Source organism: Streptomyces sp. NPDC045287 (genome assembly GCF_056432325.1).
Genome location: NZ_JBWKJG010000040.1, coordinates 1 through 19,704, shown reverse-complemented (window position 1 = coordinate 19,704; position 19,704 = coordinate 1). Strand labels below are relative to the sequence as shown.

Genomic DNA, 19,704 nt, shown 5'->3' with positions numbered 1-19,704 from the left:
ACTCGCCACCCGCTACAAGGCCGGAGTCCACCTCGCCTCACTCATCCTCTGGCTCCGCGAACCCAACCAAGATCCTTTGTCAGACAGGACCTAGGGCTGCGCCCGCGTACGCGAAGGGGAGATCACCCACCCGGGCGCCGCCCCACCCGGCGCCCCGCCCCGGCCGCCACCGCCCCGGTTGGCTTTTCTCGGATCGCCATCCGGCCGCACGATGATCGGCACGCCCCGCCGTAACGGCCGACACCGGGTGTCCTCGCCGTTCGACGCCGCCCCGCCTCGGCCAGCCGGCCGCCCGGGGGTCTAGGCAGCCGCCCTGACGGTGGAGGAGGGCCCCACGCAAACTCCGATGCGCGACCACACCCGCATCACCCGCCTCGTTCAAGCCGTCCTCCGCCTGCGCCTGACCAGCTCAAACTGAGGTTGGAAAATGCTCGCTGCGGTTTTGCGAGGATTACGGTGAGTGATCTCGTGGTCAAAGCGGACACGGCTCGGGGTCTTTCGGAACTCTCGCAGATGTTCACTGGCGAGGCGGCGCGGCCGGCGCCGCCCTCCATCGGGTCGGGGGTTCCTCGCGCACTCACGCGGTCCTCGGAGGTGCGGCGGTGGTAATGGACTCCCGCGCGTGAGCGGGACGGGCATTCCGAACACTCGCAAAAATCACAGTGGGTAGTTTTATTACTACTTTGTGTCATCATGTGGTGTGTTCCGTCATGCTCACTTTCAGGAGTCCGTGCCGATGACCAGCGCCACCGAATCCAGCCGCGCCGCCTACTTCGCGTTCCGCGATGAGTTGCTGGGTGCCTCCCGTACCCGGGTGCTGGACGGCAAGGAATTGTGTGAAGCCGGCCGCCTGATCTACGGCAGCCCCGAGGGGCTGTCCCTGTACGGAGTCCCGGCACCTGAGATGGAGGGCCTGGGGCTGAGGTTCCTGGGCCGGACCACCATCGAGTGCTCGGTGGACGCCTACTCCGCGGCGGTGGCCCGTGCGGTCGCCGAACTGCAGGCCGCCATGCCCCCGGCCCAGTCCGCCATGGTCGTGGATCTGTTCTGCGGGTCCGGCAACTTCGGGCACCACCTGGGTACCCACCTGGGCTGCCCGGTGTTCGCCTCGGAGCTGGACCCCGACGTCTTCGCGGCGACCCGCCACAACCTGGACCGCATCGACTCCGCCATCGAGCTCCACGAGGGCGACTACCGTGACCTGCTCGGCAAGCTGCCACCGCGCAGCCCGCAGGACACCTACGTCGTGGAGCCGCCCTGGGGGCCGGCGTTCACCGCCGCCGGCCTGGACCTGACCTGCACCTCGCCACCGGTGCCCGAGATCCTCAAGGACATCCTGCGCTCTCGGGACGGGCAGCCGTGTCTGGTCATCATCAAGACCAACGACCAGATCGCCCACGACTCGCTGAACACCGCGTTCAAGGACGCGGTCCATCTGCGCACGGTCACCCCCGAGCCGACGCTGCCCTACGGCGCGAACATGGACTTCCACATCTACCGCATCGGCGCCACTGGGCCCGCCGCCGAGTCGGTCGCCTCGGCCAAGGCGGTGGCCAGCCTGTTCGACACGATCGGCCTGCGTTACGAGCAGGCGTACAAGAACCTGCCCGAACAGCTGGCATCGCTGGAATGGCTCCTGGAGCGCCTGCCCGCCCGCGCCCGGGTGCTGGACATCGGCTCGGGCACCGGCAGGCCCACTGCCGAGGCCCTCGCGGAGGCGGGCCACCGGGTGACCGGCATCGACGTCTCGGCCACCATGGTCGACCTCGCCCGCGCCCAGGTCCCTGCCGCGCACTTCGAGCTCGCCGACATCCGCAGCTATGCGGACCTGGCGACCGGCTGGGACGCGGTGTGCGCGTTCTTCCCGCTGCTGTCGATGCCGCGCCCCGAGCTGGATGCCACCCTTCGCGCCATTGTCGAGGGCCTCGCACCCGGTGGGTACTTCGTCTTCGCGACCGTCCCCTGCGACTGGGACGACGACACGATGATCTGGATGGGCCACCAGGTCACCGCCACCAGCTACCCGGCCGCCACCTACCTGGAGAAGCTGCGGGCGTGCGGGCTGGAGATCGCCCGCCACGAGCTGACGAACTTCCGCCCGCTCTTTCCCGGCATGGGCGACGAGAGTCACCTATTCGTCTGCGCCCGGAAGCCCGCCGCCCGCTGACTCCGCCCCACTCCACAGCGTCCGTCCGGCACGTGCTCCTGACGAGCGGCTCCAGCGCGTTCGTGGAGGTCGACCGCACCATGTCCTACGCCCGCCTGCGTGCCAAGCCGGAGCGCTACGACGCCTACCGCAACGCACCCGCGTCCGGGCGTGACAATGTCGTCCGCCTCCGCGCTCCCACTGGCAGGAGACCTACGCCGGGCCGTGGTCGGACCGGCCCTTCCCACCGCTGCTGCTCGTCTTCGCCCCCGCCCCGCGCCGCGCGGCCCCGGTGACGAGGGAGGCCGCCTTCCACGCCCGCGCCCGCCACGTCCTGACCGGGAACCACCAGATGACCATGGCGCCGACGACCCTGCCCCTGCTGACCGCGCAGGGGGCCGACCGACCGGTGTGGCGGGTCGTCGGCCACGGCGAGACCGGCGGTCACTGGCCGCGCTGCCGACGCTGCGGTGAACACGACGGGCCCGGCCCCCGCCCGGGCCGGACCCGTCTCCGGCCACGCTTCGCGGCGTACGTTCCAGCCAAGGGTTGGCACGACGGCTGGGGGCACCACCGATGGCCGCCGGCACCGCCTGGCGGGGCGGTTTTCGAACTCGCCGCGTCACCGGGTGAGACGGCCAAGGCCGGGGCTCGGGCCGCGCGCCCACCAGGCGTAGTGAAGAGGGGGACGGCGTAGCTCGCCGATGGGAGGGGAGCTGCGGGTATGGGGCGTGGTGGGCACAAGGGTGTGGGCATCGCGACCGCGGCCGCCCGGCCTTACGGATCGGGCGACCACACGGGGCACGCGCTGGCCCGGCTGAGCGGCACGCACCGCGACCCGGTCGTCGGTATCGGCCCCTTCGCCCGGTCCACGGGCGTCCTGTCCTGCGTCCGGGCGCCGGATGTCGTCCTTGCGTCACGGGTACGGCTGACCGGGGCACGGACCTTGAGCGAACCGCACGACCTGATCACCACCGCCATGCGCGGCATCAGCTCCGACGCCTGGGTTCCTGGCCCCGGCATCGCCCTGGAGGTCATGGTCGGCAAACGTCAGGGCCCGGCCCTGCACCAGGACCACCTGACCGGCCTGACCCGGCTCCTGCTGGACGCCGCCGACGCGATCGGCGCGCCGGGGATCGTCCGCTCGGGGCGCTGCGCGCACTGCGACGGCAGTGGCGAGGTCCGCCCGCTGGGGGCGCTGAGGGCCGAGCAAGCCGGAGGTGACCCTGTACGGCGACGCCGACCCACCCGCCGGACAGGGCAGGGCGGCGTCACGGGAGAGGGGCAGGGTCAGGACGTGGCGGCCTGCTTCGCCGGCGCGGCGGGGGCGCCGACCCTTCCTGACCTGGTACAGATGCTCCCAGTCGACCTTCTGGTGCGCGGCGGGCGTGTGTCGACGTCGGCGATCGGGCAGAGCGGGACAGCGCCGGCCCGGGAGGTGCCGAAGCGGACCTCGACCGAGTGTGGGGAGCGGACCCAGCCGAGCCGCATCACGTGGTCCCAATCGGCACGGCGTACCCGGAGCGGGGCTGCGGCCTGCTCGGGTCCGAAGAGGTGACGGCGGCGACCGGCTCGGCCAGGTCCTCGCGGGCGCGGGCGCCACCGGGCTGTCGCCAGACGCTGCCACTACCGCCGCCGCGTCCGAGGTCACGAATTCCCCGAACTTGACTGAACGTCAGCCAAGTACCCTCGGAAACCTGGACCTGACCAGCAGCGATAGCGAACTGTGACTGGAGTACTAAGCTCTGGTCCCATGACGACAACGCATACCTACGACGTCACGGTCGAGTGGACGGGCAACCTCGGGACAGGAACGGACAGCTATCGGTCCTTCAGTCGGGATCATGAGGTTTTGGCGGACTGCAAGGTCGGGATCGACGCCTCGTCGGATCCCGCATTCCGAGGCGGCCCCGCGCGATGGAACCCTGAGGAGTTGCTCGTGGCTTCCGTCGCTCAGTGCCACATGCCCTGAACCTGCTCGGTCGCTACAGCTTCACCGCTTCTACCCCGGTCGTCGGCGCCCTGCCCCGCTGCGCGACCCGGACGCAACCGAAGCGGACGAGGGCGAGGACTGGCACCCCCCGCGGGCCTTGTGTCACCTCGCGAAATCTCGGGCTTGGCCTGCGGTCGGGACTCGGCGAGGGCGAGGGCGGCGATGGCCCCGAGCAGGATCACCGTGCCCGCGACGGTGGCGGCGGTGAGTCGTTCGTCAAGGAGCAGCACGGCCAGGACGGCGGCGCTGACCGGTTCGAGGAGCATCATCACCGAGGCGGTGGCGGCTCTGAGGACGGCGACGCCGGCGAAGTACAGCGGGTAGGCGAGCGCCGTGGTGACGGCGGAGATGTACAGCATCAGCAGCGCCGCCCGGGTGAGGTTTTCGCCCTGCGGGAGAAGGCCCTCGTGGAGGGCCAGCGGCAGCATCACGGCCGCGCCGATCAGGAAGGACCACAGGGTGAGGGTGAAGGCGTTCTCGCCGGTGCCGTGCCGTCCGGTCCACCGGCCCAGCAGGTTGGAGACGGCGCAACCGGCGGCGGACAGCAGTGCCATCGTCATGCCCGCGGGGTGGACGGTGCCGGGCTGGTTGCCCAGTACGAGCACGGTCAGTCCGGCCAGCGCGCCGGCGACGGCCAGCACTCCGGCGCGGCCGATGCGTTCGCCCAGGAACAGGCGCCCGCCGGCGGCCGTGAACACCGGTGCGGCACCGAGCGTGACGATGGTGCCCACCGCCAGGCCGGTGTCCCGCACGGCGGCGAAGTAGGCGGTCTGGAAGACGGCCAGCCCCACTCCGGTGCCCCCCAGCAGCAACACACGCCACCCGGCAGGGTGGGGCGCGCGGGGCGTCTTGCGGGCCGGGCGCAGGGCCCAGGCCGGCAGCAGCAGCACCGCTCCGGCCAGGAAACGCCAGAACGAGATGGCCATGGGCCCCAGGTCGCTGGTCCGGTAGATGACCTCCACGGCCGCGCCGGTGGTTCCCCAGGCGATCCCGGCGAAGGCGAGGAAGGCGAAGCCGCGCCGCACCGGGGGCGAGCCGGTCAGTGAGCGGTTCCCGCCCCGACCCGGCGCATCCGCGTCGACGGCGAGGTCCTGTGAGGTCTTCATCTCCTCACCGTGCGCCTCCGCGCACGATACGCAAAATGCATCCAGCCACCTATCGATACGCTGAGCGTATGGATGCACGCGGAGAAAGTGGTGCGGGGCTGGAGCTGAAGCACCTGCGCTGCCTGGTCGCCATCGTCGACACCGGCAGCTTCACGGACGCGGCCCTGGAGCTGGGCGTCTCCCAGGCCGCGGTCTCCCGCACCCTGCTCGCCCTGGAGAAGACCTTGGGTGTGCGGCTGCTGCATCGCACCAGTCGCACGGTCGAACCCACCGTGGCGGGGGTGCAGGTCCTCGCCCGAGCCCGTCTGCTGCTCGCCGGCGCGGACGAACTCGTAGCCGAGGCCGCCTCCGGCCACAGCCGCCTGCACATCGGTCACGCCTGGTCGGCCTTCGGGCGCCACACCACCGAGTTCCAGCGCCGCTGGCACCACGACCACCCCGACATCGAGCTGAGGCTCGTCCGCCACAACTCCTCCACCGGAGGGCTTGCCGAAGGACTGTGCGACCTCGCGGTCGTCCGCAGCGCCCTCGACCTCAAACCCTGGTCCCACGCCTTCGTCGGCCACGAGGACCGCTACCTGGCCCTCGCCTCCGATGACCCCTGGGCCCGCCGCCGCAGCATCCGCCTGGCCGAAGTCGCCCCCCGCACCCTCGCCCTCGACCGCCGCACCGGCACCACCACCTTGAACCTGTGGCCCGAGACGGAACGGCCCGCCGTCGAGCACGTCCACGACATCGACGACTGGCTCGCCGCCATCGCCTCCGGCCGCTGCGTCGGCGTCACCCCTGAGGCCACCGCGGCCCAGTACCGCCCCTCCGACATCACCTACCGCCCCCTGCGCGACGCGGAGCCCGTCCCCGTCCACCTCATCTGGCGCCGACAGGATCCCCACCCCGCCATCCGCGCCGCCGTCGCCCTCGCCATCGACCTCTACCGCACAGACCACCAAGCCCCGGTACGCTCTCGCAGATGAGCGGTAAGCGCGGCGGGCCACCCGCCGCCTCGAACCCCCGGATCGCACGGGTTCATTGGACGCTCCAGGTGCCTGTCGTCAAAGGATGGCGAGCTCAAGCGGTCAGCGCATCACCGCTGTTCAGGAGGTCAGCGTAGACCTCTGCCGGAGTGTGATAGCCATGGATCTTGCGCGGACGATGGTTGAGCTCGTGGGCGATGGCGTCCAGGTCGGCCTGGCTGAACGTGCGGAGGTCCGCGCCCTTGGACAGGTACTGCCGCAGCAACCGGTTGGTGTTCTCGTTGGTGCCGCGCTGCCACGGGCTGCGCGGCTTGCGGAGGTAGATCGGCATCCCGGTCTCGGCGGTGATGGCCTGGTGCTCGGCCATTTCCCGGCACCGGTCCCAGGTGAGCGTTCGCTGTAGCTGGGGCGGGATGCCGAGGAGACTCCTGGTGAGGTGCGGAGTGACCTGCTCGGCCTTGATGCCGTCTGGCAGCGCGACGATGGCCGTGTAGCGACTGGTGCGCTCGACGAGCGTGGCAACGGCCGAGGGCCGGGTGCCCATCACGAGATCTCCCTCCCAGTGGCCAGGAACCTCGCGGTCCTCGACCTCGGCGGGGCGGGCGGTGATGGACACCATGCCGCGGATGATGCCCCGCCCGGTGGGCCGGCGGGTGATCTTCGGACGGCGCATGGGCCTGCCTGACCGCAGCCGCTGGGTGAGGCTGCGGTCGATCGTCTGACGCCGGCGAGGGTCGTAGAGCGAGAGGTAGATCGCTTCGTGCGAGATCTGCATGGAGGCGTCACCGGGAAACTGCCGTCGCAACCATCCTGCGATCTGCTCGAGCGACCAGCACAGAGCCAGCCTGGTCTCCACCAGGGCGCGCAGGGCAGGCCGCTGGGCGAGCTCGGCCTGCTTGGGGCGGCGCCCACGCTCGTAGGCGGCTGCATCGGCCGAGGCGGCTCGATAGCGGTCCCGGCCGCCGTTGCGGGCGATCTCACGGGAGATGGTCGAAGGGGATCGGTGATTGCTGACAGGGTTCGACGACAGATAGGGGCCGCTCCTCCGCACGGAAGGGGGCCCTCCCGTGGTGAACCTGGTCTACAAGCGCGTCTCCGCCGACCAGCAGTCCACCGCCCGGCAGGGCCCCGTCCTTCACGAGGCCGGGATCGAGGACCCGGTCGTCTTCGAGGGGGCCCCGGGAACCTCCACCCGCTCCAGCGCCTGAGGTTCCGCGAACTGCTGAACTACGCGCGGCTGTGAAGATCTGGTTCCGGTTAGCCTGGGCGTATGCGTGTTACCAGGGACCTGCCGGCGCTCGCCGCCGGCGAGGTGGACGTGCCCTTCGTGATCCGGGGGTACGAGGAGGTCGTCGACGCCGACACCGCCTGGAACGAGCACTCACACCCGTGGCACGAACTCCTCTGGAACGAGCACGGCACGTCCACCGCCGTGGTCGGCTCCCAGGTGTGGTGCATCACACCGACGCTGGGTCTGTGGATGCCGGCCGGGCAGTTGCACTCCGCCTCCGCGGTCGCGGGCACCTCCTACCGCGCTCACTTCTTCCGGCACGGCACGGAGTCGGCGCTGCCCGACGTGCCGGTGGCCGTGGAGATCACCCCGCTGCTCCGGCTGCTCCTGGAGCGGCTCGAGGAGGCGGAGCTGCCGCCGCGCTCCCGGGCCGTGACCGAGGCGATGGTGCTCGACGTCCTGCAGCCGTCGCCCTGGGCGCTGCTGGTGCAGCTGCCCACGTCCCCGTTGCTGCGGCCGATCGTTGACGGGGTGCGGGCCGACCCGGCCGACCAGCGGACGCTGGCCGGCTGGGCCGCCGCCCTCGGCTGCAGCGCGCGTACGCTGACCCGCGCCTTCCGTGCCGAGACGGGCACGAGTTTCGCCCGCTGGGTCGCCTCGGTCCGGGCCCAGCACGCCGTGCGGCTCCTCTCCCTCGGACACGAGGTCGACGTGGTGGCCGACGCGGTCGGCTACCGCTCGGCGAGCGCCTTTGGCGCGGCCTTCCGGCGGACGACCGGCATGACGCCCGGCAGGTTCCGGGCGCGCTGAGAACGTCGGGGCGGACGCCTTTCCCGCGGTGGGGCCACCGCCCGCGTGTCCCGATCGCTACAAGGGCTGTCGAAAAGGCTCGATTGATCGGCGCGCCTTTACTCCATAGGCTATGCAGGTAAGCCTTACCTAACTTGCTTTGGCAAGTCCGGTGCCCTGCTCCACGACTCACAGTCCGCGGTCCGGACGCGCGAGTCCCGGCACCCCCGATCGAAAGTGAAACCGGGTCGATGAGAACCCCACGCCTCCGTGCGCTCGCCCTCGCGGCGGCCCTCTTGTTCGGACTCACCGCCTGCGGCGGCGGGGCCACAGACAAGGACGACAGCAGTTCCGCCGGTGCCGACGGCGCCGGCCGGTTCCCCGTGACGATCAAGCACGCGCTCGGGACCACTGCGATCCCCTCCAAGCCCCAGCGCGTTGCCACCGTGAACTGGGCCAACGACGAGGTGCCGCTCGCCCTCGGCGTCGTCCCCGTCGGCATGGCCAGGGCCAATTTCGGCGACGACGACGGCGACGGCGTGCTGCCCTGGGTCGAGAAGCGGCTCAAGGAGCTGAACGCCAAGACCCCGGTGCTGTTCGACGAGACCGACGGCATCGACTTCGAGGCCGTCGCCGACACCAAGCCCGACGTCATCCTCGCCTCGTACTCCGGACTGACGGAGCAGGACTACGAGACCCTCAGCCAGATCGCCCCCGTCGTGGCCTACCCCGAGGCCGCCTGGGCGACCCCGTGGCGCGACATCATCCGCCTCAACAGCAAGGCCATCGGACTGGCCGACCAGGGCGACGAACTGATCGCCGAACTCGAGGAGCAGATCGAGAAGACCGCCGCGAAGTACCCCCAGCTCAAGGGGAAGACGGCGATGTTCATGACGCACGTGTCGTCCAAGAACGTCAGCCAGGTCGGCTTCTACACCACCCATGACACCCGCACGCAGTTCTTCACCGACCTCGGCCTGAAGATCCCCGCCAGCGTCTCCGGACCGTCCGGGTCGACGAAGAAGTTCGTCCTCACCAAGAGCGCCGAGCACATCGACGACTTCAACGACGTCGACATCATCACCGGCTACGGGGACGACAAGGGCGAGCTGCTGAAGGCCCTCAAGAAGGACCCGCTCACCTCCAAGCTGGCCGCCGTCGAGCGGGACTCCATCCACCTGCTGCCCGGCAGCACCCCGCTGGCCACCGCCGCCAACCCGACCCCGCTGTCCATCCCGTACGTCCTGGAGGACTACGTGAAGGCGCTCGCCGAGGCCGCGGACAAGGCAGCGTGACCGTCACCGAGACCCCGCCCGCGCCGGACACCGCCCCGCCGCGGCGTCCGGCGCGCGTGCGCGTCACCTGGCTCCTCGTCGTCGCCGCGGTCCTGCTCGCCGCCATGACGGCCTCCCTCGCCTTCGGCTCCCGCGACGTCGCCTGGGCCGACGTCTGGGCGGCGCTCGGCGGAGCGGAGGCCACCCTGGAGGAGGCGGCGGTCGCCAACCGCGTACCGCGCACCCTCCTCGCCGTCGTCGTGGGCGCCGCCCTGGGCCTGTCCGGCGCGGTCATGCAGGGCGTCACCCGCAACCCGCTGGCCGACCCCGGCATCCTCGGCGTCAACATGGGCGCCTCGCTCGCCGTGGTCACCGGCATCGCCCACTTCGGCCTGGCGTCGGTGTCCGGATACATCTGGGCGGCGATGACCGGAGCGGCCGTGACCGCAGGGTTCGTGTACGCCGTCGGCTCGCTGGGCCGGGGCGGCGCCACCCCGCTGAAACTGGCCCTCGCCGGTGCCGCCATCTCGGCCGCGCTCGCCTCACTGGTCAGCGCCGTGGTCCTGCCGCGCAACGACGTCTCCGACACCTTCCGGCTGTGGCAGATCGGCGGCGTTGGCGGCGCCACCCACGCGCAGCTCGGTGGCGTCCTGCCGTTCCTCGCCGTCGGCTTCGTCGTCTGCCTGGCCTCCGCCCGCGCCCTCAACTCCCTCGCCCTGGGCGACGAGCTGGCCGCCGGACTCGGCGAACGGGTGGCCCTCGTGCGGGCCGGCGCCGCGCTCGGCGCGGTCGTGCTGTGCGGCGCGTCCACCGCAGTCGCCGGCCCGATCGCCTTCGTCGGACTCGTCGTACCGCACGCCTGCAGGCTGCTGGTGGGCGTGGACCACCGCTGGCTGCTGCCGTTCTCCGCGCTGAGCGGCGCCGTCCTGCTGACGGTCGCCGACGTGGTGGGGCGGGTCGTGGCCCGGCCGTCCGAGATCGAGGTGGGCATCGTGACCGCGTTCGTCGGTGCTCCCTTCTTCATCCACATCGTCCGCCGGCAGAAGGTCAGATCACTGTGAGCGCCCCCGTCGTCACCGCCCCGCCCCCACTGCGCACGGTTACCCGCACGCGGGTACGCCGCGCGTACCGGCGACGGCTGATCGTCTGCGCCCTGCTGGTCCTCGTCGTCGCCGCGTTCGCCACCACGCTCATGGCCGGGCACACCTTCTACCCGGCCTCCGACGTGCTGCGCGTGATCACGGGCGAGCAGGTGCCGGGCGCCTCCTTCACCGTCGGCACGCTGCGGCTGCCACGCACGGTGCTCGCCCTGACCGCCGGGTTCAGTTTCGGCATGGCCGGCGTCACCTTCCAGACGATGCTCCGCAACCCGCTCGCCAGCCCTGACATCATCGGCATCAGCGCGGGGGCGAGCGCGGCGGCGGCCATCGCCATCGTCACCTTCTCGCTGAGCGAGACCCAGGTGTCCGCGCTGGCGATCGCCGCCGCGCTCGGGGTGGCGCTGCTGGTGTACGTCCTCGCGTTCCGCGACGGGGTCGCCGGCACTCGGCTCATCCTGATCGGCATCGGCATCGCCGCCCTGCTCGACAGCGTCACCTCCTACGTCCTGTCCCGGGCCGGGGAGTGGGACCTCCAGGCGGCGATGCGCTGGCTCACCGGCAGCCTCAACGGCACCACCTGGGAGGAGACCGCGCCCACCACCCTGGCTGTGCTGGCGCTGGGCCCGGTGCTGCTGTCCCAGGGGCGCAATCTGAGCGCGCTGAGCCTGGGCGACGACACGGCCTCCGCGCTCGGCGTCCGCGTCGAACGCACCCGCGTCACCGTGATCGTCGCCGCCGTCGGGTTGATCGCGTTCGCCACGGCGGCGGCCGGACCGATCGCCTTCGTCGCGTTCCTCTCCGGGCCGATCGCCGCCCGGCTCACCGGAACCGGCGGCTCCCTGCTGGTGCCGGCCGGCCTGGTCGGCTCCCTGCTCGTCCTGGTCGCCGACTTCACCGGCCAGTACGCCTTCGACACCCGCTACCCCGTGGGCGTCGTCACCGGCGTCCTCGGCGCCCCCTACCTCGTCTACCTGATCGTCCGCACCAACCGGGCCGGAGGCTCACTGTGACCGCGTCCCACACCCTCGCCACCGAGGACCTCACGCTCGGCTATGGCGACCGTGCCGTCATCGAGGGCCTGGACCTGACCCTCGCGGCCGGGCGCATCACGGTGATCGTCGGCGCCAACGCCTGCGGCAAGTCGACGCTGCTGCGCTCGATGTCCCGGCTGCTCGTCCCGCGCACCGGCCGGGTCGTCCTGGACGGCAAGGAGGTCCACCGCACCCCGGCCAAGGAACTCGCCCGCACCCTCGGGCTGTTGCCGCAGTCACCGGTCACCCCCGAGGGCATCACCGTCCTGGACCTGGTCGGCCGGGGTCGCCACCCCCACCAGCGGGCCTTCTCCCGCTGGACGGCCCAGGACGACGCCGCGGTCGCCGCCGCGCTGGAGGCCACCCACACGACGGAACTGGTGGACCGGGCGGTCGACGAACTCTCCGGCGGCCAGCGCCAGCGCGTGTGGATCGCGATGGCGCTGGCCCAGCAGACCGACCTGCTGTTGCTCGACGAGCCCACCACGTTCCTCGACATCAGTCACCAGATCGAGGTCCTCGACCTGCTGACCGACCTGAACCGGACCCGCGGCACCACGATCGTCATGGTCCTGCACGACCTCAACCTGGCCGCCCGCTACGCGGACCGGCTCGTCGCCCTGGCCGCCGGACGGCTCCACGCCGCCGGAACGCCCGAGGAGGTGATGACCGAGGACACGGTCCGGGCCGTCTACGGCATGCACAGCCGCGTCATCGAGGACCCGGTCTCGGGCAAGCCCCTCGTCCTGCCGATCGGACGCCACCACGCGAGGACCGGGGACACGGAAGACGCCCCCGCGTCGGAGACGGCCGGGAGCCGCTGACCATGCACGCCAAACTCGCCGCGGTACTCCCCGACCTCTCGCCCTGGCGCTCCTCCCGCGATTTCCGCCTGCTCTGGACGCAGGGCGTCGTCACCCATGTCGGCAGCGTGATGGCGCTGATCGCGCTACCGCTGCAGATCAAGGAACTGACCGGCTCACCGCTCGCGGTGGGCGCGATGGGCGCCGTCGAACTGGTGCCGCTGATGGTCTTCGGTCTGTACGGCGGGGCACTCGCCGACGCCGTGGACCGGCGCAAGGTCATCGTGCTGACCGAGGTGGGACTGGGACTGCTGGCCGCCGTCCTACTGCTGAACGCGCTGCTGCCCAGCCCCATGCTGTGGCCTCTGTACGTGGTCGCGGCCGGTGTCGCGGCACTCGCCGGACTCCAGCGGCCCGCCCTGGACTCGCTGCTGGCCCGGATCGTCCCGCACGACCAACTCGCCGCCGCGGCCGCGCTGAACTCGCTGCGCTGGCAGACCGGCGCGATCGCCGGACCGGCGCTGGCGGGCCTCGTCGTCGCGTACGTGGGCAACAGCACCGCGTACGCCACCACGGTGGTGAGCTTCACGGTGTCGGTCCTGATGTGCCGCCGGCTGGCGCCGGTACCACCGGTCGAGCAGGCGGCCAGACCGTCGCTGCGCGGCATCAAGGAGGGGGCCCGGTACGCCTGGTCCCGGCCGGTGCTGCTGGGCACCTACGCGGTCGACCTGGCGGCGATGTTCTTCGCCTTCCCCAACACCGTCTTCCCCTTCCTCGCCGACGAGCTCGACGCCGACTGGTCGCTGGGCCTGATGTACGCGGCGGGCTCCGTCGGGTCGCTGCTGGTCAGCCTGACCAGCGGTTGGGTGTCCCGGACGCGGCGGCACGGCCTGCTGGTGGTGTTCGGCGCTGCTGGCTGGGGCCTGGCGATGGCGGCGGCCGGCTGGACGTCGAACGTCTGGCTGGTGCTGCTGTGCCTCGGGCTGGCGGGAGCGGGGGACATGCTGAGCGGACTGGGCCGCTCCACCATCTGGAACCAGACCATCCCGGACCGGCTGCGCGGCCGGCTCGCCGGCATCGAGGTCCTCTCCTACAGCGTCGGCCCGCAGTTGGGTCAGGTCCGCGCCGGGGCGATGGCCGGCTGGACCGGCGTCCGCCCCGCGATCTGGACGGGTGGACTCGCGTGCGTCGTGGCGGTGGGCCTGCTCGCCGCCGCGCTGCCGAAACTCATCAGCTATGACGCCCGCACCGACGAGGACGCCCGCCGTCGCGCCTCCGAGGACACCGGAACCGCACCAGGCCGTGAGGGCGTCGGCGCCGACCGGTAGCCCGCTGTCCCCTCACGGCCGAACGGTCGGCGACCTCCTCGGGCAGGAGGCCGCCGCCGGCCACGACGCGCCCTCGGCGGCGAACCGCAGCGTGACGGAAGCGTTCCTCGACTCCGTGCGGGGCGTCGCTCTTCGCGATCCAGGTGTGGGCCCCGGCGACCGCCCCGGCCTTCGGCCGCGCGACGGGCTCGTCCGCGCGCCCGGCTGGAACCTCGACGGCGGCCAGGGCCCGGAACACCTCGGCCCGCGCGGTCAGCGCATCATCCTGCTGGTGCTGGTGCTGGTGCTGGTGCTGGTGCTGGTGCTGGTGCTGGTGCTGGTGCTGGTGGGTCCGGGCCAGGTCCCGTCCGTAGGCGCCCGCGTCGTACGATCCCGCACTCACGCCGCTCCTCCCTCGTCGTTCCGGGTACGTCGGGTGACCCCCTCCGGACGGCGCACGGGCACCGGTCCCGGCGTCCTCGCGGCCGGAGCACGCGCGATCTGCCAGCTGGCGCGCGGCGCGGTCAGGAGATGGGCCGGGATCACGACGGCCTGACGTCCCCGGCCACCGAGTACCCACGGCCCGACGAACCGGAACTCGTTGACGGCCCGGTCGCCGAGGCGCCGCCACGGACGCAGTCGCCCGAGCAGATAGCCGACCGCGAGCGTGACGACCGCGGTGACGACGACGCCCATCACGACCAGTGCATGCCGATCGCGGTCAGCAGCTCCACCCGCCCCGGGGGCGGGTCTGTCAACACCCTCGTTACACCGCTTGTTTGACGACTCCATGTCCATGGCCTGCGTCGTCCATGACCTGCCGGCCCCGGAAAGAGCGTGCGCGGGTTACACCGTCGCCGGATGCGCCTGTGGCTCCGCCGGGGTGGTCGACTGGTTACGCCATCGGGGGCCGGCGCCGAGGGCCGCGGTGGCCAAGGCGTGAATGGTGACCAGGCACAGGGCGGTGCGGTAGGCGATCTGCTGAAGAGGTACCAGCCACAGGTAGCGCAGGCTCTCGCCGTCCCGGTGGTGGGCGTGGGCGGCGAGGGCGAGTTGGGCGAGGCAGAAAGCGCCCCAGACGATGGCCGGGGTCGAGGTCGCCCCGGTGATGAGCCCATAGAGGGCGACGGTGTCCATGAGGGGGGCGGCCAGCGGCAGTGCGAGTTGGAACAGCACCAGGTAGGGAAGGGTGCGGCGGCCCAGACGGCCGGCGACGCCGGTCTCCTTGACGGCACGGCGGTGTTTCCAGAGGGACTGCAGGGTGCCGTAGGCCCAGCGGTGGCGTTGGTGCCACAAGTCCTGGACGGTCGTGGGGACGTGAGTGAGGGCGTGGGCGTCGCCGCGGTAGACGACGCGCCAGCCGGCCCGGCACAGGGCCATGGCGATGTCGGTGTCCTCGGCGAGAGTGTCGGCGCTGATGCCGCCGCAGGAGGCCAGGGCAGAGCGGCGGAAGGCCCCGATGGCGCCGGGAACGGTCGGGCTGGCCCCGATCAGGTCGAACAGGCGGCGTTCCAGGCCGAAGCTCATGACGTACTCGAGGTGCTGCCACAGCGCGAGTAGGCCCTTGCGGTTGGCGACCTTCGTGTTGCCGGCCACCGCGCCGACCGAGGAGTCGGCGAAGGCGGCCGCGAGGCGTGCTGCCGCGCCCGGGGCGATGACGGTGTCCGCGTCGACCATGAGGATGATGTCGTGGGCGGCGTTGGTGATGCCGGCGTTCAGCGCGGCGGGCTTGCCCTGGTTGGGTTGGGTCACCACGCGTACCCGTGAGTCCACCACGCTGCGCACGGCTTCCGCTGTGCCGTCGGTGGAGCCGTCGTCGATGACGACGATATCGATGTCGGGGCAACCGCCGTCCAGCAGGGCGCGCACGCAGGAGGCGATGGTCGCCTCCTCGTTGTGGGCGGGGACGACGGCGGAGACGCGCGGTCGCGGTGCCTGGGACGGCAGGGGTTGGTCGGCGGTGCGCCGCCGGTGCGCGGCCGAGGCCGCGGCGAGCAGCAGCAGACGGGCGGCGGTGAGCAGCGCCACCGCGTACAGCACCCAGGCGGCAGCGGGCGGCACGGCGACGGCCGCCCGGATCAGCCCGATCAGCGCCGTGCCGTACCAGCGCTCCAGCCAGGGGGCCGGGGTGGTCTGGGGCGGCAGGCCCACCGCCTGGGTCAGGGTGGTGAAGCGGTAGCCGCGTGCCTTGAGGATGTCGATGAGCTGCGCCAGGGCCCCCACGGTCCGGGACCGGTCGCCGCCACCGTCGTGCAGGAGGACGACAGCCCCCCGGCCGTCCTGCGGCGCGGCACCGCGCACGATGTCACCGACGGTGCGCACCTTCCAGTCGAGACCGTCGTGGCTGGACAGGACGGTCAGGTAGCCGAGCGCACCGCTGCGCAGGGCTGCGCGCCAGTCGCGGTCGTCGACCGCGTCGGGCAGGGAGGAGTACGGCGGCCGCAGCAGCGTCGTGCTCGTCCCGGTGGCGCCGGCCAGGACGGCACGGCTGACGGCCAGCTCCAGGCGCGTCCGCCAGATCGGCGCGGCGGCCAGGTCGGCGTGGGTGAAGGTGTGCAGGCCGACCTCGTGTCCCGCGGCCCTCTGCACCCGGACCAGCTCGGGGTGCTCGGCCACATGCCGGCCGGTGACGAAGAACGTCGCCGGTACACGCTCGGCGGCCAGCAGCCGGAGGATCTCCGGGGTCCAGGTGGGGTCCGGGCCGTCGTCGAAGGTGAGTGCCACCGTGCGCGGGCGCACGTCCAGGCTGACCGGCGGCACGCTGCGGGTGTCGATGACGGGTCCCCCGCTGGTCACGGAGTGCGGCACGAGCCCGTCCGGTTCCTCCGGCCGGTCGGCGCCCGGTCCTTCGGCCGCGCGCAGGACCGAGGTCGCCACGAACAGGGCCGCCAGGAACACCGTGAGCACGCCGGCCAGCACCCACCAGTGCCCGCGGGGCGAGATCGCCCTCATCGCAGCGGGCCCGTGTCGACGCCTTCGACCGGGCCCGTGGCCGGCGCCTGCGGGTCGGCGTACAGCACGCTGGCGCCCAGTACGAGGACGCCCAGGCACAGCAGGCACAGCACCACTCCCACAGCCGTCAGGGTCCTGCGGCGGCGGTCGTGCGGATCGCTGAACACGGGCGGGGCGGGCGAGGGATGCGGCGGACCGGCAACCTTGTGGATCACGCTCCGGATGTTAGGGAGACCGTCTGCGGGCCTTCCCCATGGCGCGCGGGCATTCCCCCGCAGGCAGGAGCTGCAGGCACGCGTCTTGACGGCAAATGCGGCGAACCGGGCCAACGCGTCTATGGTTTCGCATGATCACACCTTGACCGTCGTGTCACCGGCGGGAGCAGCCCCTCACCACCCCTGCCGCAGCGCACCGCACGGAGGACCCTCATCCATGGCCGTACACCTGGAGACCGCCTCGCCTGGCACCCCCGCACCGCCCGGAAACCGCCCGCGCACCAGGCGCCGCAGGATCCTGGCGGTAGTGCTGTGCGGCCTGCTGGCCCTGGCCGCCCTCGCCTGCGCCGGACTACGGCTGCACCACCGGCTGACCACCATCGAACCGCTGCACACGGGCCCCCACAGCGGATACACCCTCACCGTGTACTTCACTCCCAGCGAGAAGTACTATCACGGCCCGCGACGCAGCATCCGCGAGCAGATCTGCCCCGGCGAGAACCCGCCGGACAGCTTCCCCGCCGACTATCTGGAGCGCGTTGGCGTGGAAGGCTTCGGCAGAAACGCCCGCGGGGACCATCTCGGCTGGGACTTCGACCGGCACTGCTACTTCGCCACCACCGTCCCCCCGGTGGGTTCCCACGACAACCCCCTGGTGCCCTGGCAGTCCCTCGCCGCCAACCACTTCTCACCGGGCACACAGATCCGTATCACCGACTGCGGCCCGGGAGTACCCAGCGACATCTGCACGCGGTTGAAGTCCGCGCACTGGCGCGTCGAAGATCTGTGCAGCATCGGCTGCGACGACGCCAAACACCTCGACCTGTACATCGGCGAACAGACTCGGGCCGCCATCGAGCAAGAAGACTTCTACTTCATGACCACCGGCGCCACCGTCCGGATCACCCTTCCCGCAGCGCTGCGCTGATTCGGAGAAGACCGACATGAATCACGCCCCGACGACGCCGTCCGGCGTTCCGACGGCCGTCTGGACGGTGGTCCGCGTTGCCTTGGGCTGGGCTGTCAAACCGTCCCTGCCGGGGTCCTGCCGTGCGGGATGCTGGCGGGCATGACGCAAAGTCCGCGGCCCGGGTGGCGGGGTTGACCACGACGACTCGCACCCCTGGCCCAAGCCCGGCCGGACCTACGCGGCCCCGCACGGCGGCCCCCTCGACGGACTGCTGGTGGACGTCAGCACGCGCTGGCCCGGTTGATCGGCCCGCACCGCGATCCGGTCGTCAGCGCCGGTCCTTCCGCCCGGCCCGTGGGCGTCGTGTCCTTCGTCCGGGTGCCGGACATCGTCCTTGCGTCACGGCTGCAGTCGGTCGGGGCGTAGGTCCTGAGCGAACCGCACGACCTTGATGGCCACCGCCACGCGCGACATCGGCTTCGACGCCCGCCCTCTCGGCCCCGACGTCGCCCTTACAGGTCATGGTCGGCAAGCGTCAGGACCTGGCCCTGCACCAGGACCACCTGACCGGCCTGACCCGGTTCCTGTTGGACGCCGCCGACACGATCGGCACGCCGGTATCGCCCGCCGGGGACGCTGCGCGCACTGCGGCGGGGGTGGTGAGGCCCATCCGCTGTGGGGACGCTGAGGATCGACCAAGCCGCAGCCACCCCCGGTGCGGTGACGCCGCTCCTCCCACCGGACATGGGGGAGGGGCGGCGTCGCCGGCGGGCGGCCCGGGTCAGGTCGCGGTGACCTGCTTCGCCTTCGGGCGCAGTGCGGGGAGTGCCGGTCTTTCCCACCGCGCGTAGCTGCTCCCAGTCGGCTTCGGGGTGCGCGTCGACGAGCGCGTCGACATGGCCGCGCGGTAGAGCGGGACGTCGACCGTCCCTGTCCGCGACGTGCCGAACGCCACCTCGGCCGTCTCCGTGCACCGGATCCAGCCGAGCCGGACCATCCAGTCGGAGCGCACCCGCCTCACCCGAAGGCGGGGTGCAGCTTGCCCGGGATCGGGCGGGGTGTCGGCGGCGACGAGCTCGACCAGGTTCGCGTGAGGGCAGACTTCCTCGACCTGCCCCTGGGTGGTGAAGCGTTCCTTCCGGGTTGCCGGGCCGGTCGACCAGCAGCCCACGGGCGATGAAGCGCGGCGTACCACGAAGGACGTGACCGCCCCCTTCTCGTACGGAGTGTTCGGGGTGCCGAGCGCGGCGGTGATCCGGTCCGCCGGTCACCCTGCCCGCGCTGCCGCGCTTTTCACCGGAGCTCCTGGAGCGCCTGGGACGGCTCACCGACACGTCCCGGCTGCGGGTGGCACTGTACGCCGTATGGAAGCCGTCGTCGGGTCGGCGCCGACGGCCGCGGCAGCCCATCGGCGGTCGGACGGGCCCCTGGCGCTTCGCGTGCCGTCGCACGCGCCGCCGGAGGCAGGCACCGCGCCTCGCCCTTGAGATGCAGCCCGAGCCCGACGTGAAGACTCCGTCGAGGGCGTAGCGGCGGAAGCGGGTGTGGACGGTCTTCCACGGCCCGTAGCGTTTCGGCAGGTCACGCCAGGAGATCCCGGTGCGGATCTTGTAGACCATCCCGTTGATGACCTGCCGGTCCTCCACGCGGGGCCGTCCCGTCGCAGCCCGGGGTATCAGCGGAGCGAGCAACTCCCACTCCTGATCAGTGAGTTCATGGTGACGTACCACCCCACCATGATCTACCACCCGGATGATCTTTGAAGACGGGCCCTAGGTCCAATACCGGTGACTTTGAGTGGTGTGGGTCGTTGGTTGTGGTGTGCCAAGGCCTGGGCAGGTGAAGTCGTCGGGTGGCCGGTTGTCGGACCGGA

General features: G+C 71.7%; 16 protein-coding genes and 2 pseudogenes. 12 read left to right on the top strand and 6 right to left on the bottom strand.

From position 1 onward, the window contains the following. Positions 1–736: 736 nt before the first annotated feature. Positions 737–2,167 carry a class I SAM-dependent methyltransferase gene (locus AC07D6_RS33180; RefSeq protein WP_479050621.1) on the top strand — a complete coding sequence of 477 codons (1,431 nt, stop codon included), beginning with the start codon at positions 737–739 and terminating at the stop codon, positions 2,165–2,167. A gap of 727 nt (positions 2,168–2,894) precedes the next feature. Continuing rightward, complete coding sequence (locus AC07D6_RS33175; RefSeq protein ID WP_479050619.1) at positions 2,895–3,704, top strand: hypothetical protein; 810 nt, start codon at positions 2,895–2,897, stop codon at positions 3,702–3,704. A gap of 395 nt (positions 3,705–4,099) precedes the next feature. Here the strand turns inward: AC07D6_RS33175 and AC07D6_RS33170 are convergent, their stop codons facing one another. Next, the gene (locus AC07D6_RS33170) at positions 4,100–5,245 is read right to left on the bottom strand and encodes a DMT family transporter (protein ID WP_479050617.1); all 1,146 of its coding nucleotides are present in this window, start codon (positions 5,243–5,245) and stop codon (positions 4,100–4,102) included. A gap of 68 nt (positions 5,246–5,313) precedes the next feature. Here AC07D6_RS33170 and AC07D6_RS33165 point away from each other — a divergent pair, with 68 nt between their 5' ends. Further along, positions 5,314–6,219, top strand: coding sequence for a LysR family transcriptional regulator (locus AC07D6_RS33165; RefSeq protein WP_479050615.1), 906 nt, complete (start codon positions 5,314–5,316; stop codon positions 6,217–6,219). A gap of 94 nt (positions 6,220–6,313) precedes the next feature. Here AC07D6_RS33165 and AC07D6_RS33160 read toward each other — a convergent pair. Next, positions 6,314–7,222: pseudogene (locus tag AC07D6_RS33160) on the bottom strand (IS30 family transposase); the annotation flags it as partial. A gap of 64 nt (positions 7,223–7,286) precedes the next feature. Between AC07D6_RS33160 and AC07D6_RS33155 the strand changes: the two are divergent. The 8 genes from AC07D6_RS33155 (at position 7,287) to AC07D6_RS33120 (ending at position 14,310) form a co-directional block, all read left to right on the top strand. Beyond that, the gene (locus tag AC07D6_RS33155; RefSeq protein WP_479050613.1) at positions 7,287–7,427 is read left to right on the top strand and encodes a hypothetical protein; all 141 of its coding nucleotides are present in this window, start codon (positions 7,287–7,289) and stop codon (positions 7,425–7,427) included. 62 nt (positions 7,428–7,489) lie between these two features. Further along, a complete protein-coding gene (locus AC07D6_RS33150) occupies positions 7,490–8,260 on the top strand; it encodes a helix-turn-helix transcriptional regulator (RefSeq protein ID WP_479050611.1) in 771 nt (256 codons plus the stop codon). Between the two features lie 230 nt (positions 8,261–8,490). Then, positions 8,491–9,534 carry an iron-siderophore ABC transporter substrate-binding protein gene (locus AC07D6_RS33145; RefSeq protein WP_479050609.1) on the top strand — a complete coding sequence of 348 codons (1,044 nt, stop codon included), beginning with the start codon at positions 8,491–8,493 and terminating at the stop codon, positions 9,532–9,534. Continuing rightward, the gene (locus tag AC07D6_RS33140) at positions 9,531–10,574 is read left to right on the top strand and encodes a FecCD family ABC transporter permease (protein ID WP_479050607.1); all 1,044 of its coding nucleotides are present in this window, start codon (positions 9,531–9,533) and stop codon (positions 10,572–10,574) included. Before AC07D6_RS33145 ends, AC07D6_RS33140 begins: the two co-directional genes overlap by 4 nt. Beyond that, positions 10,571–11,623 carry a FecCD family ABC transporter permease gene (locus tag AC07D6_RS33135; RefSeq protein ID WP_479050605.1) on the top strand — a complete coding sequence of 351 codons (1,053 nt, stop codon included), beginning with the start codon at positions 10,571–10,573 and terminating at the stop codon, positions 11,621–11,623. The genes AC07D6_RS33140 and AC07D6_RS33135 overlap by 4 nt, the downstream gene beginning before the upstream one ends. Continuing rightward, on the top strand, positions 11,620–12,468 hold the full coding sequence (locus AC07D6_RS33130) for an ABC transporter ATP-binding protein (protein ID WP_479050603.1): 849 nt from the start codon (positions 11,620–11,622) through the stop codon (positions 12,466–12,468). Before AC07D6_RS33135 ends, AC07D6_RS33130 begins: the two co-directional genes overlap by 4 nt. Positions 12,469–12,470: 2 nt before the next feature. Beyond that, on the top strand, positions 12,471–13,775 hold the full coding sequence (locus tag AC07D6_RS33125) for an MFS transporter (protein ID WP_479050601.1): 1,305 nt from the start codon (positions 12,471–12,473) through the stop codon (positions 13,773–13,775). A 91-nt stretch (positions 13,776–13,866) separates the two neighbouring features. Continuing rightward, positions 13,867–14,310 (top strand): hypothetical protein, encoded by a 444-nt coding sequence (locus tag AC07D6_RS33120; RefSeq protein ID WP_479050599.1) that lies wholly within the window; start codon positions 13,867–13,869, stop codon positions 14,308–14,310. Positions 14,311–14,600: 290 nt separating this feature from the next. Here AC07D6_RS33120 and AC07D6_RS33115 read toward each other — a convergent pair whose 3' ends face one another. Further along, positions 14,601–16,706 (bottom strand): bifunctional polysaccharide deacetylase/glycosyltransferase family 2 protein, encoded by a 2,106-nt coding sequence (locus tag AC07D6_RS33115; protein WP_479050598.1) that lies wholly within the window; start codon positions 16,704–16,706, stop codon positions 14,601–14,603. Continuing rightward, positions 16,703–16,921, bottom strand: coding sequence for a hypothetical protein (locus tag AC07D6_RS33110; RefSeq protein WP_479050596.1), 219 nt, complete (start codon positions 16,919–16,921; stop codon positions 16,703–16,705). Before AC07D6_RS33110 ends, AC07D6_RS33115 begins: the two co-directional genes overlap by 4 nt. 217 nt (positions 16,922–17,138) lie before the next feature. On the opposite strand from AC07D6_RS33110, the gene AC07D6_RS33105 reads away from it, so the two are divergent. Then, on the top strand, positions 17,139–17,849 hold the full coding sequence (locus AC07D6_RS33105) for a hypothetical protein (RefSeq protein WP_479050594.1): 711 nt from the start codon (positions 17,139–17,141) through the stop codon (positions 17,847–17,849). A 763-nt stretch (positions 17,850–18,612) separates the two neighbouring features. On the opposite strand, the gene AC07D6_RS33100 is transcribed toward AC07D6_RS33105, so the two are convergent. Both AC07D6_RS33100 and AC07D6_RS33095 read right to left on the bottom strand, forming a co-directional pair. Then, positions 18,613–18,843 carry a hypothetical protein gene (locus AC07D6_RS33100; RefSeq protein WP_479050623.1) on the bottom strand — a complete coding sequence of 77 codons (231 nt, stop codon included), beginning with the start codon at positions 18,841–18,843 and terminating at the stop codon, positions 18,613–18,615. Positions 18,844–19,348: 505 nt separating this feature from the next. Then, a pseudogene (locus AC07D6_RS33095) lies at positions 19,349–19,561 on the bottom strand (transposase); the annotation flags it as partial. Between the last annotated feature and the right edge of the window lie 143 nt (positions 19,562–19,704).

Bases quoted from the DNA above. Each gene is read 5' to 3' on its own strand.
- AC07D6_RS33125 (WP_479050601.1), top strand. From the start codon at position 12,471: ATGCACGCCAAACTCGCCGCGGTACTCCCCGACCTCTCGCCCTGGCGC.
- AC07D6_RS33165 (WP_479050615.1), top strand. From the start codon at position 5,314: ATGGATGCACGCGGAGAAAGTGGTGCGGGGCTGGAGCTGAAGCACCTG.
- AC07D6_RS33180 (WP_479050621.1), top strand. From the start codon at position 737: ATGACCAGCGCCACCGAATCCAGCCGCGCCGCCTACTTCGCGTTCCGC.
- AC07D6_RS33145 (WP_479050609.1), top strand. From the start codon at position 8,491: ATGAGAACCCCACGCCTCCGTGCGCTCGCCCTCGCGGCGGCCCTCTTG.
- AC07D6_RS33115 (WP_479050598.1), bottom strand. From the start codon at position 16,706: ATGAGGGCGATCTCGCCCCGCGGGCACTGGTGGGTGCTGGCCGGCGTG.
- AC07D6_RS33150 (WP_479050611.1), top strand. From the start codon at position 7,490: ATGCGTGTTACCAGGGACCTGCCGGCGCTCGCCGCCGGCGAGGTGGAC.
- AC07D6_RS33105 (WP_479050594.1), top strand. From the start codon at position 17,139: ATGGCCGTACACCTGGAGACCGCCTCGCCTGGCACCCCCGCACCGCCC.
- AC07D6_RS33170 (WP_479050617.1), bottom strand. From the start codon at position 5,245: ATGAAGACCTCACAGGACCTCGCCGTCGACGCGGATGCGCCGGGTCGG.